We start from the raw sequence: 16,127 nt of genomic DNA, 5'->3' as shown, positions 1-16,127 counted from the left end.
CTTCGGGTAGCGCTTGCAGGGTGCCAGGCCAGACTATTCCTTCTTATCCCATCCGACCACGATGCCGTTTTCGAGAGTGACACGAAGCCGATACCGGCTTCCACCTTGGTTATCGTACTTCCATATTTCGCGGGAAACCTTCTTCAGGTACTTCTGGTCGACGGCCTCGGTGACATCGATCAGTTGCTGCCGCAAAGGTGGCACCCGCTGTACTCAAGCAAGGCGTGATTCTCGAGCACATAAGATCCTAATCCAAGAATATTAAAATGATGGTATTGTGGGATCATTCGGAATGATTCACACCCCTTTTCGCTGGTGAGGTGATGGGCCTTTTGGGGGAGGGGTTCAAAACGGAAACTGTTTTGTCGGGAGGCAATCAAGACATTGCCGTCTTCGAATACAGATGCCTAAGTAACGCCCACATCAAATCTCTGACTAACTATGCTTGAGCACTCGTCCTACTGCCTATGCCGACCCCTCGCGCCGTTCATCTCTCTGCCGGCACCAAGCAGTCAAAAACCACCGTCTTCGCGATCGTGATTGGCAATGGTCTGGTGATATACGACTTCACCGTTTACAGCTTCTCCGCCGTGATCATAGGAAAACTTTTTTTCCCAGCAGACAGTTCGCTCTCTTCTCTACTTATGTCGTTGCTGACTTTCGGCATCGGTTTCACCATGAGGCCATTGGGAGCTTTGGTGATCGGTCATATCGCGGACAGCAAAGGTCGCAAAGCAGGCCTGAATATGTCCAATTTGCTGATGGCCTCAGGCACAGCATTGATTGCATTCATGCCGACCTATGAGTCGATTGGCGTTACAGCCACGTTGCTAATCGTCATCGCTCGTTTGCTGCAGGGTTTCGCTGCCGGTGGTGAGATTGGCGTTGCTTCTGCGGTCTTGATGGAGTTGGCCCCAGCGGGTAAACGCTGCTATCTGGTCAGTTGGCGCTCTGCCAGTCAGGCTGCGGCGGCGTTGGTAGGTGCTCTAGTAGGCGCTTGCACCACTTCTTTGCTGACACCCGAACAGTTAATGGCCTGGGGCTGGCGCATCCCTTTTATTTTGGGATTATTGATCGGTCCGATCGGCTGGTTGATTCGACGGAATATGATTGAAAATGTACAGCCTGTTGTCCCGAGACCGTCTTTTAAAGTTTTGCTTAACCTGCATCGCTCCCCGCTTCTGCTCGGGATATTGCTAATGGCTTCACCCACGGCAAGCATTTATTTGATGGTGTTGTACATGCCCACCTATCTGACCCGAAACCTCGGGATGTCGCCCACCATGAGTCTGCTTTCATCGTGCCTGGCGAGTGCGATGCTATTCATCGCCGCACCTTTATTCGCCCGTATCGCAGATCGTAATGCTCTGCGAAAACCAACTCAGTATGTGACGATGCTCGTCAGTATCGGGTCCGTGTATCCCGTATTTCTTGCTTTGACTGAGGGTGTCGGCGAAGGGTTATCCCTTCTGATAATCGCCGTTTATGCGGTTGTGGCGATGGGAAATAATGGTGTGACTACTGTGATGATCATGGAGTCATTTCCCCGACATTGTCGTGGCATGGGCATGTCGCTGGTTTACAGCTTGGGCGTGACTATTTTTGGCGCGTTCAGTCCGTTTTTTGTCACTTGGTTGATCAGTGTTACGCATAGTCCGATGGCGCCTGCATGGTATTTGCTGAGCGCGATGCTGATCAGCTTGTGTGCATTGAAAGCGTTCCCCATTGAAAGTCAGAGTGACTCAGTTAAGCCAATCGGCCAGAAACTATAATTTTTTGCCTATTTTTTGCAGCGCCAAAACACGATGGTCTTGTGGGGACATGTCATAGTGTCGACGGAAGGCTCGGGTGAAGTCTGAAGCGCTGTTAAATCCCAGGCTGTAGGCGATTTCAATAATCTGTCTGTTGGGATAACGCACGATTTCATCGGCGGCTTCACGTAAGCGGCAGTTGATAATGTAGCGCCCCAATCCGCCTTCATGTTGAAACAGCCGATACAGTGTCGCGCGAGGAAGTTGAAGTTTGACCAGCACACTTTCTGGCGTTAACCAAGGCTGATAGAGATTCTCTCTAACGTAGCGTCTGGCTTGGTCGAAAATTGCACTGCGTGCTGCAGCCCTTACGCTGCCACTGAGTTTGGCCTGCTTGGCAAAGGCCCCAAGCATCAACTGGACTGTGGTGTCGAATGCCTGGCTGGCTTCATGTTCACTCATACTCGCGACACGTCCTGCCAACGCAGCTGCGTGCTCGACTATCAGTCGGGTCAGCGGGCTGGTGCTTTCGAAGACGCGGCCGTGAAGGGATTCCGCATGGGGCAGTGCTAGCTCAACAATCTGGCGGGGCGCAAAAAAGGTAAGGACCCGGCAACGACTTCGGTGCATGCGTATCGGCTGATTCAAATCCAGGGCCATAATGCTTGCCAAGCCAGGATTTCGACTTTCCAGACCCGCCCCCCGAATGCATTCGATACCGCCTTCGGTGTACACCTGAAACACGTAGTCCCGCTTGTTGTCCGTGGAAATACGCGAGACCGGGCGATCAAGCACCAGATGGTCGCTGGCGCAATCGCTGAAAACCCGGTCACCTAGTGCGTAACGGTCAATGGATGCGTTGAAGGGTAGGCTCACTGCACTGGATGAAGGGAGAACGTCGATCACGTGGCCGACACGACGACGCCATGCCAGCAACTGATTGGCAGCGGGCTCAGCGCTGACATCGAAATGATCGGGGCTCTGCGATGCACGGGCTTGGCTTGAGGATTCAATGAGCGTTGATTTATTCATAAGTTAACAGCTGACCAGACGATCAAGTTTTGTGACTCATTGATTGTGGCGGGGGGGCTGTGAATCCGTGCCTGGCCCAGTCGTGAAAGACGGCGGTTATCTCCTTGTGCGATCGCCCTGTTTGCAATGTACGGGGAATGCAGTGGTGCTGTCTAGGGCGTCCGGCTATGGATACAGTGACGTTTAAATAAAGTTCAAAAACTGCAACGCAAGGTCAAGCCATGCGGTAGCCGTCTGATAAATTTCTTCAGCAATAGGTAACGGAGCGCGTTTAGTTTAGCGAGGATTTATTGCCAGGAATTGGTGAAACGTCCGACCAACTCAGGTGTTCACCTGATAGTGCCAATAGCGAAAAGAGATCATCGTTATACAACTGATGCGGGAGACGGCTCACCTGTTCAGGTTACATGCATCGACGGCATTTTGCGCATATGACGTTGTACTGAGTAGTTGTGATGTGGCAGGAAAAACGTATGAGTTACCAGGATCAAGAATTAGGGTCGTTAGCGATTAGTGTGGCTAGCCCATCGGGTGCTAATCCCCGTGATAGCGCTGCTTTTGCACTAGCGCAAGCTGAGCTTGAGAAACTCACCAATATTCACGCCGATACCGGAGTTGATTGGCACACAGTTGCCGAATCATGCGCTCATGTTCTTCGCGCTGAGGGTAAGGATATCAATGCTGCCGTCTGGCTATTATGTGCTTGGACCACAATCAGAGGCATACCTGGCCTGGCCACCGGCGTGCACGTATTACGCGAAATGCTTGAGCTCTACTGGGAAACCCTCACGCCACCTCCCGCCAGGCTGCGTGCCCGACGAAACCAGGCAGAGTGGATGCTTGAGTGGCTCACCGCCAAGATCGAGGACAGCTTTGAGCCTGTTCCCGGTGAGCAATTGGCGGCGCTGCTTGAAGACTGGGACGCGATAGACACTCAGTGGCGTGACCGTGATTCAGAAGGGCCGAGCTTCTTTGCGTTGCGTCGTCGTCTTTCACAGCTCCCTGTAGAGGCGGCAATCGTGTCGACGGTTGCTTCACCCGAGGTGGTTTCGGCACAACCTGAACCGGTTCAGGCACCGGTCATAAAGCCCGCAACGCCGGTCGGCAAGGAACCGCCGACACTGGCAGTTGCTCAGCCCTTGGGCAGCCTGGAAGGCGATGAAGCGGTAGAAAATGCAGTCACCGGTGTGTTCGCCTCGCTGATGCCTCTGGTGGGTTTTTGTCTGGAGTCCAAGGCAACGCTGCCGTTGTTGTTTCGCCTGAATCGCCAATTGGCCTGGATGACGTTCGAGCAGGCGCCGCCTGCACAAGGCACCACAACCCGTTTGCCAGCGCCCTCCGAGGTTGAGGTCGAGAGTTTCCATCGCTTGCAGAGTATCGGCGAGCCATTGGATGTCGTGCGCTTTTGCGAGGGCCGACTCAACACCTATCCATTCTGGCTGGACCTCAATCGGGCCAGTCACTTGGCACTCTCGCGCCTTGGCGCGGGAGCGGTGCAGGCCGCTATAAGCCTCGCGCTGGAAACCCGGCATTTGCTGGCGCGTCTGCCGACGCTCGCCGAACTGACTTTTGCCAACAATCAACCGTTTGCCGATGGCGCGACGCGCAGTTGGCTCGAAGGCTTGGCGCCTGCTACCCGTTCAGGTGCTGCTGATGCCGTGCAAACCCTGATTGAAGAAGCGGCCCAAGAGGCCGCCAACGGTCAACTGAGCAATGCGATGAACCGCCTGCAGGACAACCTGCGTGAAGTCAATAGCGGCCGAGACCGGTTTCGTCTGCGCTGCGCCCAATGTTTTTTGCTCAAACGATTTGATCCCCATGCCCGGCTGCAAGTGGCGGTTGATGTGTTGTTGCAAGAAGCCACCGAGCGAAGGTTGGACCGCTGGGAGCCCGATCTTGTGCTGCCCTTGCTGAAGCTGGCTTTGAGCTCTGAAGACGGCGATGGCAAAGCGATATGGATGCAGCAACTGGCCGCAATGGATTTGCCTGCGTTCTGGCGCCTGGCCAGCCCGCAGACCAATTGAAACAAGTCACATGCAATGCCCGACAGACATGCGCATATCCGTGCCATGAGTTTTTCAACGGCAGCGTTGAGCGTGCCCGGTAACAGGAGTGGGAATGAATGGCTAGTGAAGGTTCGGTCGCGCCAAAAGAGCGCGTCAATATTGTTTACAGCTCTGACACAGGCGGCGCTCAAGAGCAGGTTGAACTGCCCTTGAAGCAACTGGTGATTGGCGATTTCACTTTGCGTGAAGACGATACGCCAGTTGAAGACATCAAGCCGATTCGCGTCGACAAGGACAACTTCACCGACGTACTCAAGGGGCAGAACCTGAGTCTGCAACTGGCGGTGCCCAATCGGTTGTCGGAAAACGCGCCGGAGGATGAGCAGATACCCGTTTCGTTGACTTTCCAGTCGATTCGCGACTTCGAACCTGACGCGATTGTTGCCCAGGTTCCGGAATTGCAACAGCTGATTGCCCTGCGCGACTCGCTCAAGGCTTTGAAAGGCCCGATGGGCAATTTACCTGAATTCCGCAAGCAACTTCAGGCCCTGATGAACGATAACGGTGCTCGTGAGCGTTTGCTCTCCGAGCTCGGCGTCAAGGACAAGGAGTAACCCATGAGTGAAGAAAAAAGCCAGGCCACGAGCGGCGTAGGGCAAGCTGTTGAGTCGGTTTCCCTGCTGGATCAGTTGGTAGAGGCCACACGTGTCAAGCCCGGTGATGAAGCTTATGCCGTCACCCGTCAAGGGCTGGAAGCCTTCGTCACTGAACTGCTTGAACCTGCGCGCCAGACCGAAAAAGTCAGTGCCGGTCTGATCGACGACATGATCGCCACGCTCGATGCCAAGCTCTGCCGTCAGGTAGACGCCATCATTCACAACGAGAAGTTTCAGAAGCTTGAATCGTCTTGGCGCTCGCTGAAGTTCCTCGTTGACCGTACGGATTTCCGCGAGAACAACAAGCTGGAAATCCTCAGCGTCTCCAAGGAAAAGCTCCTCGAAGATTTCGAAGATGCGCCGGAAATCACTCGTTCGGGTCTGTACAAGGCGGTGTACACCGCTGAGTTTGGTCAGTTCGGTGGTCAGCCATTCGGCTCGATCATTGGTAACTACGAGTTCAACCCCGGTCCGCAGGACATGAAGTTGCTGCAGTCGGTCGCCGCTATTTCAGCGATGTCCCACACGCCTTTCATCGCTTCGGCAGGTCCACAGTTTTTTGGTATCGACAACTTTGCCGATCTGCCAAATCTCAAAGACCTGCAAGCTGTCTTTGAAGGCCCGCAGTTCACTAAATGGAACGCCTTTCGCGAAAGTGACGATTCGCGCTTTGTCGGCCTGACGTTGCCGCACTTCCTGCTGCGCACGCCTTATGGCGAAGACACGATTCCGGCAAAAACCTTTCGCTACAACGAAAACGTCAGTGGCGGGAACAAGGACTTTCTCTGGGGTAATGCTGCGTTTGCATTCGCCAGCCGTCTGTCCGACAGCTTTGCCCAGTACCGCTGGTGCGCCAACGTTATTGGTCCGCAGGGTGGCGGTACGGTCGGCGATCTGCCTGTCTACAACTACGAAGCGATGGGTGAAACCCAGACCAAGATCCCGACTGAAGTGCTTATTTCCGAGCGTCGCGAATTCGAGTTGGCTGAACAGGGCTTTATCGCACTGACCATGCGCAAGAACACTGATAACGCGGCGTTCTTCTCTGCCAACTCGTGCCAGAAACCCAAGTACTTTGGCAATGACAAGGAAGGCAAAGAGGCCGAACTCAACTACAAACTCGGCACCCAGCTGCCATACATCTTTGTGGTCAGTCGCCTGGCGCACTACATCAAAGTCATCCAGCGAGAAAACATCGGCACCTGGAAAGAGCGGGGCGACCTGGAGTCGGAGCTCAACACCTGGATTCGCCAATACGTGGCTGACATGGACAACCCGGCAGCCGGTGTGCGCAGCCGCCGTCCATTGCGTCAGGCAGATATTACCGTCAGTGATGTTGAAGGGGATCCAGGCTGGTACCGCGTCGGTTTGAAGGTTCGTCCGCACTTCAAGTACATGGGCGCTTCTTTCACGCTTTCGCTGGTAGGCAAGCTCGACAAGAGCTGATTTGGATAACGAATAGGTGCCTTGACAGCACCCATTCAGGTGTTCACCCGAGGGTGATTGACTCGGCAATTCCCTACGATGGATTCAACGCAGCGAGCCAGGGCCAGAGGTTCTGATCGCTGTTTGAAAACTCACTGATTTAACCCGGAGTACCTGTTATGCCAATGCCATGTTACTTGAGTATCGAAGGCCATAACCAAGGCAAAATTGACGGCTCCAGCACAGTTGCCGGTCATGAAGCCAAGATCCTGGTTCAGGCTGTAGAGCACTTGATCGACATTCCGAAAAACCCGCAAACCGGCCTGCCAGCCGGCAAACGTGTGCATCAGGGCATGACCCTGACCAAGGAAATCGACAAGGCGTCACCCAAACTGCTGCAAGCCCTCACCTCTGGCGAACAACTCAAAACCGTCGTACTTGAGTTCTATCGCATCTCGCCTAAAGGCACTGAGGAGAAGTACTACACCATCACCCTGAGCAACGCGGTGCTGGTCTCCTCGCGCACGTGGGTGCCTAACGTATTGAGCCCTGAGTTCAAACAAATGGGCCATATGGAAGACATCGGCATCACTTACGAAAAAATCGTCTGGACCTGGGTGCCGGACGGCATCGAAGCCGAAGATTCGTGGCTGGCGCCGAAGGCGTAAGTAGCGCGCTGCAAGTGTCGCGCCGCTCCTGAACAGGGCGGCGTTTTTCAGGCCCCTGAGGAAACAAAGCCGTGAGAGAAAAACGTTTGTTGGAGCGCATCGTGGGTCTACAGACCGACAGTGAGCGGTCACGGCTAACCCAGGCGCAGGTTCTGACGCTGTCTATACGTGAACATCTTCAACGCATTCTTAACACCCGCCAGGGCAGTGTCCCTATTGACCCTGAGTTTGGTGTGCCCGATTTCACCAATCTGGCAGGTTCATTCGCCACCGGCGAAACCAGCCAGATCATCAAGAACATGACTCGAATGATTGCTCACTACGAGCCGCGCCTCAAATCGCCACGGATTGAAATCAGCGAAGGTCATCAGGAAGTTCTGTCCTTGAGTTTCAGTCTGGACGGACTGGTCGAGATTGATGATCAAGACATCCCTATTCATTTGGCCACGCGGGTTTCATCCGACGGTCGTGTTTCCTTGGCGATGCACTAATTTATGCTCAGCAGTCATTACCAGAGTGAGCTCAACAACCTACGGCGGCTGGCCGACGAGTTCGCCCGCAAGAACCCGGCACTCGCCCCTCTGTTGGGTGTGGACTCGGCCAGTGATCCCGACGTCGAGCGCTTGCTCGAAGGGGTCGCGTTCCTTACCGGCATGGTCCGTCAACGACTCGACGATGAATTTCCTGAGTTCATCCAGGAACTGGCTCAACTGCTGTATCCGCAGTTTCTGCAGCCGCTGCCTTGCATGACATTGTTGCAGTACAAGCCTGGCGTTGCCTTGCAGGACGTCATGAGAGTCCCGGTCGGCAGCGAGGTTGCCTCGGTCCCCATCGATGGCCAGCGTGTCGTATTTCGCAGCTCCCAGCCGGTATCCTTGGAGCCTCTGCAGCTCATCGCCGCTCAATGGGAGGGCGGCAACGGCAAAGAGCGCAGCATCTTGCTGGAGTTTGCCTTTACGTCTGCCAAGCCCGACGCCTGGGAAGCCGACAGCCTGTGCTTTTACCTGGGTGACGGCCTGGCGGACGCGGGAAAACTGCTGAGATTGTTGCAGCTTAATTTGCGTGAAATTCGCATCAGTGCACCGGCGCTGCCGCTGACCGTGTTGGCGTCCAGTCATTTGCGCAGCTTGGGGTTCGACACTCAGCACCCGCTATTACCCTATCCGGATAACGCGCATCCGGCGTATCGGTGCATCCAGGAATACTTTGCGCTACCCGAGAAGTTTCTGTTCGTCGAGCTTTCTGGTTTTAGGCAGTGGCGTAACCGTGGCAATCAAGGGCGCTTCAGCGTGCGCTTGATGTTTGACGATTTGCCCGACTGGACGCCACCCCTGACGCAAAACAGCTTCATGCTCGGCGTGACGCCGGTGATCAATCTGTTTGCGCAAGAGGCTCATCCTCTGCGCATCGATCACAAGCAGCCCGACTACAGGATCCAGCCGGTTGACCATAGCCAGCGCGGTGCCATGAGGATCCACTCGGTGCTCAAGGTGTCCGGTTACTCCGCTGGGGGAGGGGAGCGCACGCTGAAGCCGTTCAATTCATTCTCGCAAAACGAAGCATTCACGCTGCGCATTCGCCAGTCGAATATTGATGCCCAGGGGTACGAGCATCACCTGAGTCTGCCTTACGGCAATGGCAAGGTGCTGGAGGACATGACCCTCTCCATCAGCCTGTTATGCACCAATGGTCAGCTTCCGGAAAGCATGCGCCTTGGGGATCTGAACCATCCGACTGACAGTTCGCCCCCCCGTGCCACGTTCGCCAATATTCGCGCCGTCACGCGCGCGCAACCGCCGAAGTTCGATGAGACGTTGCTATGGCGAGTGCTCTCGCAACTTAACGCCAACCACTTTCGACTGGCGGATCGGGACTACCTGTGCGGGCTGCTTGCTCTCTATTTGCCGGGTGACTCGGACGCTGCGCAGAACGCAAATCGCCAGCGTATCGAATCCATTGAGCGGGTAACGGTGACCCAGGAACGCCGCTTTATTCGTGGACTTCCGATTGAAGGCAGCGTGATCCAGGTGGATTGCCGAGGCAATCACTTCCTCAGCCCGGGCAATGTTTACCTGTTCGGATGTGTACTCGACGAGTTCTTCGCGGGCTGTACGGCTGCCAATAGCTTTACTGCTTTCACGCTGCACGACAGCATTAATCACGAGACCTTGAAATGGCCAGCGAAGATCGGGTATCAGCGCCTGCTGTAGCAGATCCTCTGCTCAGCCAGGCACGCGATTACGCATTTTTCCAGGCATTGCGCCTGTTACGGATGCGCTTCAGTGACAAAAAGGCATTCGCCGACAGCGTGCGCGTTCGGCCGCGGCTGGGGCTCGGTTTCCCGCAACGCGATATCGAAAACATTGAGCTTGATGAGCAGGGGCGCTATCGCCTGGAGGCCAACTTTTTTGGCCTGTATGGGGTGACATCACCGCTGCCGACTTTTTACACAGAAGACTTGATCGACGAGCAGCAGCAGGGGCATAGCGCTGGCCGTGACTTCATCGACATCTTGCATGCCTCGCTCTATCCGCTGCTCTTCAGGGCGTGGGAGAAGCATCGGGTCTGGATCAGCATCAATGAGCGTGGCGAGCTAAATAGCCTGCGGCATTTGCAGGCTCTGATCGGGGTGGCTGATGCCAGGCCCGGAGTGCGCGACGACAGCCTGGAACTGCTCCGTTTCGCTGGGCTGTTCAACCAGTACCCGCGCTCGGCGTTGGGGTTACAGCAGTTGATGCGCTCTGCGCTCGATGGCGATCCAGTCGAGGTGGTGCCCTGTGTCGAAACCCGATTGCGCATTGATCGTCCCGCACGCACCTACCTGGGAATGCAGTGTGGGGTACTCGGGGAAAACAGCCTGCTCGGCAGGGAAATGCTGGACCGCAGCGGCACCCTGGATATTCGGGTGGGGCCGGTCAGCGCAGCCCGCTTCAACCAGTTATTACCAGGCCAGGCGATGTATGGCCGGCTTGAGAAATTAGGTCATCTCTATATGCAGACCCCGCTGCGCTTGCGCCTGGTTGTCAGTCTTGACCGGCAAGAACAACACGGCGCGACGCTGGGCAACGGCTGGCAAAGTCTGGGGTTGGATACCTGGCTAGGCGACCGGACTGTGCAAGACGACGTTGTATTCATGTTAACCGCTGCAAACGGCTCGACGCCCGAAGTGAGGATGTTGCAATGATTCAGGTAGAACTCAAACCGCTGTTCGCGCGGCTCAATGTATATGGCACCAAAGCCCTGGAGAATGCGGCAGGGCTGACCCTGGCACGCACTCACTACGAGATCTCCGTTGAGCATTTGCTGCGTCAATTGCTGGACGATACGAATGCTGACGTCACCCGCATCCTGACCCGCTTCGAGATTGATCCGTTGCGCCTGCGGGCGCTGCTTGACGACGGTCTGACTCAACTCAAGAACGGTAATCCTGGTCGTCCGGTGTTCGCCAGCCTGCTCACCGAGTTGATTCAGGATGCCTGGCTCGTCGCCTCGCTGGTGGTCGGCACCGGGCGCATTCGCGGTGGCTCGTTGCTGCTGGCGCTGGTCTCGCGCCTGGGCTATTACACCGCCGGGACTCGGTACGGCGAGATGCTCAAGCCGATCTCAACCGACGCCCTGACCGCTGAATTCACTCAACTGCTGAACGGTTCCAGCGAAGGCCCACTGGACAGCCTGCACGTTGGCTCGACGGCTTCGACGGTCGCTAACGCTGGCGGTGTTGCAGCGGCAGCTGAAGACAATATCGCGCGCTTTTGCGAAGACCTCACCGCCAAGGCTGCGGCAGGGCGCATCGACCCGATTTTCGGGCGTGATGATGAAATCCGCCAGATGATCGACATCCTGGCCCGGCGTCGTAAAAATAACCCCATCGCGGTCGGCGAACCGGGTGTGGGCAAGTCGGCGGTCGTGGAAGGCCTGGCGTTGCTGATCAGCCAGAACGAAGTGCCGGACTTCCTCAAAAATACCCGCCTGCTCAGCCTGGATCTGGGTGCGCTGGAAGCCGGGGCCAGCGTCAAGGGCGAGTTTGAAAACCGTTTGCGCGGGGTCATCGAGGAGATCAAGGCGTCCGCCACGCCGGTCATTCTGTTTATCGATGAAGCGCACATGCTGATCGGCGCGGGCGGCGCAGCAGGCGGGTCCGATGCGGCCAACCTGCTCAAGCCGGCTCTGGCGCGTGGCGAGTTGCGCACCATCGCCGCCACCACCTGGTCGGAATATAAAAAGTATTTTGAAAAAGACCCGGCCCTGGCGCGCCGCTTCCAGTTGGTGAAGCTTGATGAGCCGAGCGTCAAGACTGCGGTACTGATTTTGCGTGGCCTCAAGGGGCATTACGAAAAAGTTCACGGCGTCAGCGTGCGTGATGACGCCATCGTCGCTGCAGCCGAGTTGTCGGATCGCTACATCACCGGGCGTCTGCTGCCGGACAAGGCCGTGGACCTGCTCGACACCGCCAGCGCCCGCGTGCGGATTGGCCTGGGTATCAAGCCTGCCGAACTGGAACGCATGGAGCGCCAGTTGTCCGGTCTGGCCCGCGAACTGGCAGCGCTGAAACGTGATCGCAACAACGGCTTCCCGGTGGAGGTGCAGCGTCTGGCTGATATTGCCGATGAACAGGCGAGTATCGAAGATCGCCGTGTGACGCTGGAAACCCGCTGGCTTGCCGAGCGCGAGGCCGCAGTGCGGGTTCTGGAGGCTCGCAAGCAAGTGGCCTTGAAAGAAGAAGATCTGCCCGTGCCCGCCGAGGGCGAAACGGCTCAGGTTCTGGCTTCGCTGACCGACCGTCAAGCGGAACTGGAGTCGGCTCGCCAGGCGCTGGCAATTCTGCAAGGCGACGAGCCGTTGCTGTTCACCGAGGTTAATCCTGACGCCATCGCCAAGGTGGTCTCTGACTGGACCGGCGTGCCGCTGGGCAAAGTACTGCGTGACGCTGCCGGTGGTGTAATGGCCCTGGCCACCAACATCAAGACGCGGATTCGCGGTCAGGATACCGCCGTCGAGCAAATCGCTGAAATCCTCAAGGCCGCGCAATCCGGCCTGCGTGATCCGCAACAGCCGCTGGGCGTGTTTCTGCTGGTCGGCCCCTCGGGTGTCGGCAAAACCGAAACCGCCCTGGCCGTGGCCGAGCACTTGTTCGGCGGCGAGCAAGCGATGATCTCGGTGAACATGAGCGAGTATCAGGAAAAGCACACCGTCAGCCGTCTGGTAGGTTCGCCTGCCGGTTATGTCGGTTTCGGTGAAGGCGGCATGTTGACCGAAGCGGTCCGCAAGCGCCCTTATTCGGTGGTGCTGCTCGATGAGGTCGAGAAAGCCCACCTGGACGTGGTGAACATTTTCTACCAGGTCTTCGACAAGGGCAGCCTGTCCGATGGCGAAGGGCGACAGATCGATTTCTCCAACACTGTGGTGCTGTTGACCAGCAACCTGGCCACCGACGAAATCCAGAACCTGTGCGCTGACGGTCGCCCGGACCCAGACACCCTTGCGGAAAAAATCCGCCCGACGCTTTCCAGGCATTTCAAGCCTGCATTACTGGCACGCATGACCATCGTGCCGTTCTTCACCCTGGGCGGTGAGCAGCTGGCCGGTATCGTGCGCCTGAAACTGGCCCGGCTCAGCGAGCGGCTGTTGGCTTCATCGAAAGTGCGCCTGACCTTTGCAGACGAAGTCGCCGACGTGATTGCCGCACGCTGCACGGAAGTGGAGAGCGGGGCACGTAACATCGATTTCATCCTGCGTAAAAGCCTGACGCCGCGTCTGTCTGACGTGTTGCTGGGGGCCATTGCCGATCAGCGGCCGCTGGCGGAGTTGCGGGTAGCGGTGGATGTGTCGGGTGAGTGGCTGATCAGCAGTGTTGCACTGGACGGGCGCACCGATGCGGCTTAACGATGAGCATGTCAGCTCGCTGTCGGTGGCCCGATATCGGGACGCCCACGGTCCCTGCATAGTCGTCACCGTGGGCGTGCTTTACGGTGCCGACCACGTCATCGTGCCCGCAGCAGAGACCCAGGCCTGGCTGGCTGAGCGTTTTGATAAACAACCCTTTGACCGTGGCATGAAAAAAAGCCGTGGCACCTTCGCTGTCCAGGGCAATGCCTATGCATTGAACCCTGCACAGCAGCAAGGCATGGCGGTGCGTGCGCAAATAAGTACGCTGGAAAAGGTCTTGCACATCCATCCACCGCGTCAGTGGCATAAGGGGATGTTGGGTTGGAACCCACAGGTATGCGGCGTGCTGTCGGTCTTGCCGCTGGAACTGGGTCTGGCTTATGGCGGCGAGGGCAGCCCGGACAATCCCCAGGGCATCGGCTACGCGATCAATACCGACCGGGCTCAAGGCCTGGCATTGCCGCAGATCGAGAGTTCGGTAACGCCCTTGCGTGCGCCCGGAGAACAGGTACCTGTCGCAAGCTTTGGGCCGCTGCTCCCTCAATCTACCGAACGGCAAAACTTCCTCGGCACTTGCGACAATGCCTGGTTGAAACGACGTGCGCCTTTTGCGCCGCTGGACACTGATCTGCGCTGGTTTGATGAGGTTGCCCAAGATCAATGCCGTGTTGGCTTCTGGTCGGGCAGTGAAGCCTGGGCGGTGGCGGGTATGCACCCCGAGAAGGCTGAAGTCGCCGGCTACCTGCCCGGATTTCGCCTTCGCTTGTTCGTCGCACGTCAGGCGCTCGATAGCGTCAGCAGCGCTGGGCACAATCCGTTCATTGACGAGTCCTCGCTGGATCTGGATACGGTCTGGCTATTCCCGGATGCGGAGCGGGTCCTGCTCCTGTATCGGGCTCAGGTCGCTGTTCTTGATATCGATGGTGATGATCTGGTCGGTGTCGCGGCGGTGTGCGAACGCGCCGGTGAAGCCGTTCAGTCAAAGGCGCATTGGGACGCCGAGCTGTGGTCGCAGCCCGGCGCCGAGGCCGCCGCTGCCGAGGAGGAGCCGATACCTCAACACGATGACGCAGCAGCACTGGCGCCTGACATGCAAGCCGCTCTGGCGTTCTTCATGGCTGACCCCGCCGCATTTTTTGCGCAGATTGATGCTGAGCACGCAAGCCTGTCCGCAGAGTTGGACACCCTGGTAGTGGATGCAGGGGCGACGATGAGCCCCGCAGAACTGGGCAACCTGCAGACCGACCTTGCTGCGCTGGTTGAACCGATGAAAAAGGCGCTGGATGCCGATTACGCCAGCCTGGCCGCCGAGCGCGGAGAATTAGCGTTCCTTGAGTCGCCAGCCAGCGCAGCACCCGTTGACGGCCCTGCGGTTCTGAGTCAGATCGAGACCAGTACCGCACGCTTGCAGGAGGCGCTAGAGCAAGAATTGCAGGAACTCACGCAAAAACTGGAAGCCCTGCCACCGGAGATAGTCGAGCAAGCCAAAGCGCAAATGGGCGAAGACCTGTCGCCGCGTTCACCGCTGTTCAACGAGCCTTTGTCACCTGCGCATGCAGCAGCCATACAAGCCGATATAGAAGCAATCAATGCGCTGATCCCGGAGCAGATCGCTCGCCTGGAGGAGGAAGCCGCTGAGCTGGGGAAAAAACTGGCCGGGTTCGATCCCGCCATTTTTGAAAGCCTGCCACCGGCACCGCAACCTGACTGGACGCGGGAGTTGTTGCAGGCTGCCCATGACGAACAACGGGGCCTGGATGACGAGCGCCTGGTCAACTTGAATCTTGACGGTATCGATTTGCGCTCGGGGGTATTCAAAAACTGTTCATTCGAGACCTGCAGCTTCAAGGGCGCACTTTTAAGCGCCGCGAACCTGAGCGGCACGCGGTTTATCGGATGCGACCTGAGCAGTGCCAATATTGAGCAGACGATGTTGGCCGGCACGTTTTTCGAGCGCTGCGACTTACAGCAAATCAAGGCACGGCAGGCCAACTTCGACAATGCCTGGATCGCCGACACTGACTTTTCTGCGGCTGACCTTAACAGCAGCGAATGTTTCCAGGGTTACTTCGACGCCTGCCGTTTTTTGGGCGCCCAGTTGGTTGCGGCGAAATGGACGGGTGTTCGCTGGCAACATTGCGATCTGAGCGGCTCAGCATTATCGACCAGTCAGCTGCGCGATATCGAGTTGCACGCGTGCCAACTCGATAACGTGGACTTTCGCGGTGCCGATCTACACAGCGCCGATTGGTCTGACAGCCAAGGGCACGGCGTCGACTTGAGCAATGCTCGCTTGCAGCAATGGCGCCTGGACCTGACGTGCCGATTGCCCGGCGTTCGTCTTGATGGCGCAGACATGACCGGTGCCAGCCTGCAACAGGCGCAACTGCAGTCTGCCAGTTTGCGCGGTGCCTGTTTGAAGGGGGCTCTGGTCTCGCACTGCGACTTGAGTGATAGCGATGGTTACCACCTGAATGCCAGCGGGGCGGACTTTACCGCCAGCGATTTAAGCCGCGCCAAGTGGATCGGCGCGAATCTGTTTGAGGCCCGATTGCGCAAAGTCAGGCTGGACGCTGCGAATCTGAGTGGCAGCAATTTGCATGGGGTCAACAGTGAAGGTGTGAAGGGCGTCAGTGTTCAAACCCAGGGCGCTCTGATGACGCGTTGCCGATTGGTTGAGGATCTGGAACATGCTTGAAGATA

Annotated in this window: 12 protein-coding genes; 10 read left to right on the top strand and 2 right to left on the bottom strand. The window is 57.1% G+C overall.

The features are described 5' to 3' along the window. Positions 1-33: 33 nt before the first annotated feature. Positions 34-195 carry a hypothetical protein gene (locus tag ACP7E4_RS19450; RefSeq protein ID WP_426117105.1) on the bottom strand — a complete coding sequence of 54 codons (162 nt, stop codon included), beginning with the start codon at positions 193-195 and terminating at the stop codon, positions 34-36. 272 nt (positions 196-467) lie between these two features. Between ACP7E4_RS19450 and ACP7E4_RS19445 the strand changes: the two genes are divergently transcribed. Further along, positions 468-1,772 carry an MFS transporter gene (locus ACP7E4_RS19445; protein WP_426117103.1) on the top strand — a complete coding sequence of 435 codons (1,305 nt, stop codon included), beginning with the start codon at positions 468-470 and terminating at the stop codon, positions 1,770-1,772. Here ACP7E4_RS19445 and ACP7E4_RS19440 read toward each other — a convergent pair. Then, positions 1,767-2,783: a helix-turn-helix transcriptional regulator gene (locus ACP7E4_RS19440; RefSeq protein ID WP_426117101.1), complete on the bottom strand. Its 1,017-nt coding sequence runs from the start codon at positions 2,781-2,783 to the stop codon at positions 1,767-1,769. The genes ACP7E4_RS19445 and ACP7E4_RS19440 overlap by 6 nt on opposite strands. A 455-nt stretch (positions 2,784-3,238) precedes the next feature. Between ACP7E4_RS19440 and tssA the strand changes: the two genes are divergently transcribed. The 9 genes from tssA (at position 3,239) to ACP7E4_RS19395 (ending at position 16,122) form a co-directional block, all read left to right on the top strand. After that, the gene (gene tssA / locus ACP7E4_RS19435) at positions 3,239-4,807 is read left to right on the top strand and encodes a type VI secretion system protein TssA (RefSeq protein ID WP_426117099.1); all 1,569 of its coding nucleotides are present in this window, start codon (positions 3,239-3,241) and stop codon (positions 4,805-4,807) included. A gap of 98 nt (positions 4,808-4,905) precedes the next feature. Next, positions 4,906-5,403 carry a type VI secretion system contractile sheath small subunit gene (tssB, locus tag ACP7E4_RS19430; protein WP_426117097.1) on the top strand — a complete coding sequence of 166 codons (498 nt, stop codon included), beginning with the start codon at positions 4,906-4,908 and terminating at the stop codon, positions 5,401-5,403. Between the two features lie 3 nt (positions 5,404-5,406). After that, a complete protein-coding gene (gene tssC / locus ACP7E4_RS19425; RefSeq protein WP_426117095.1) occupies positions 5,407-6,891 on the top strand; it encodes a type VI secretion system contractile sheath large subunit in 1,485 nt (494 codons plus the stop codon). Positions 6,892-7,049: 158 nt separating this feature from the next. Next, a complete protein-coding gene (locus ACP7E4_RS19420) occupies positions 7,050-7,538 on the top strand; it encodes an Hcp family type VI secretion system effector (protein ID WP_056841817.1) in 489 nt (162 codons plus the stop codon). Positions 7,539-7,609: 71 nt separating this feature from the next. Next, entirely contained in the window at positions 7,610-8,029 is a 420-nt protein-coding gene (gene tssE / locus ACP7E4_RS19415) for a type VI secretion system baseplate subunit TssE (protein ID WP_426117092.1), read from the top strand. 3 nt (positions 8,030-8,032) lie between these two features. Continuing rightward, complete coding sequence (tssF, locus tag ACP7E4_RS19410) at positions 8,033-9,748, top strand: type VI secretion system baseplate subunit TssF (RefSeq protein ID WP_426117090.1); 1,716 nt, start codon at positions 8,033-8,035, stop codon at positions 9,746-9,748. Further along, a complete protein-coding gene (gene tssG / locus ACP7E4_RS19405; protein ID WP_426117088.1) occupies positions 9,712-10,722 on the top strand; it encodes a type VI secretion system baseplate subunit TssG in 1,011 nt (336 codons plus the stop codon). Before tssF ends, tssG begins: the two co-directional genes overlap by 37 nt. Next, positions 10,719-13,421 (top strand): type VI secretion system ATPase TssH, encoded by a 2,703-nt coding sequence (tssH, locus tag ACP7E4_RS19400; RefSeq protein ID WP_426117086.1) that lies wholly within the window; start codon positions 10,719-10,721, stop codon positions 13,419-13,421. Before tssG ends, tssH begins: the two co-directional genes overlap by 4 nt. Next, positions 13,411-16,122, top strand: coding sequence for a DUF2169 domain-containing protein (locus ACP7E4_RS19395; protein ID WP_426117084.1), 2,712 nt, complete (start codon positions 13,411-13,413; stop codon positions 16,120-16,122). Before tssH ends, ACP7E4_RS19395 begins: the two co-directional genes overlap by 11 nt. The last annotated feature ends 5 nt before the right edge of the window (positions 16,123-16,127 follow it).

This window comes from Pseudomonas sp. DSP3-2-3 (assembly GCF_049898225.1).
Classification (GTDB): domain Bacteria; phylum Pseudomonadota; class Gammaproteobacteria; order Pseudomonadales; family Pseudomonadaceae; genus Aquipseudomonas.
Note: the sequence above shows the minus strand (reverse complement) of the source record. Positions and strands in the feature narration are given on the sequence as shown.

Excerpts from the sequence above, each read along its gene's own strand:
- ACP7E4_RS19445 (WP_426117103.1), top strand. The coding sequence starts at position 468 with ATGCCGACCCCTCGCGCCGTTCATCTCTCTGCCGGCACCAAGCAGTCA.
- ACP7E4_RS19440 (WP_426117101.1), bottom strand. The coding sequence starts at position 2,783 with ATGAATAAATCAACGCTCATTGAATCCTCAAGCCAAGCCCGTGCATCG.
- tssA (WP_426117099.1), top strand. The coding sequence starts at position 3,239 with ATGTGGCAGGAAAAACGTATGAGTTACCAGGATCAAGAATTAGGGTCG.
- tssB (WP_426117097.1), top strand. The coding sequence starts at position 4,906 with ATGGCTAGTGAAGGTTCGGTCGCGCCAAAAGAGCGCGTCAATATTGTT.
- tssC (WP_426117095.1), top strand. The coding sequence starts at position 5,407 with ATGAGTGAAGAAAAAAGCCAGGCCACGAGCGGCGTAGGGCAAGCTGTT.
- ACP7E4_RS19420 (WP_056841817.1), top strand. The coding sequence starts at position 7,050 with ATGCCAATGCCATGTTACTTGAGTATCGAAGGCCATAACCAAGGCAAA.
- tssF (WP_426117090.1), top strand. The coding sequence starts at position 8,033 with ATGCTCAGCAGTCATTACCAGAGTGAGCTCAACAACCTACGGCGGCTG.
- tssG (WP_426117088.1), top strand. The coding sequence starts at position 9,712 with ATGGCCAGCGAAGATCGGGTATCAGCGCCTGCTGTAGCAGATCCTCTG.
- tssH (WP_426117086.1), top strand. The coding sequence starts at position 10,719 with ATGATTCAGGTAGAACTCAAACCGCTGTTCGCGCGGCTCAATGTATAT.
- ACP7E4_RS19395 (WP_426117084.1), top strand. The coding sequence starts at position 13,411 with ATGCGGCTTAACGATGAGCATGTCAGCTCGCTGTCGGTGGCCCGATAT.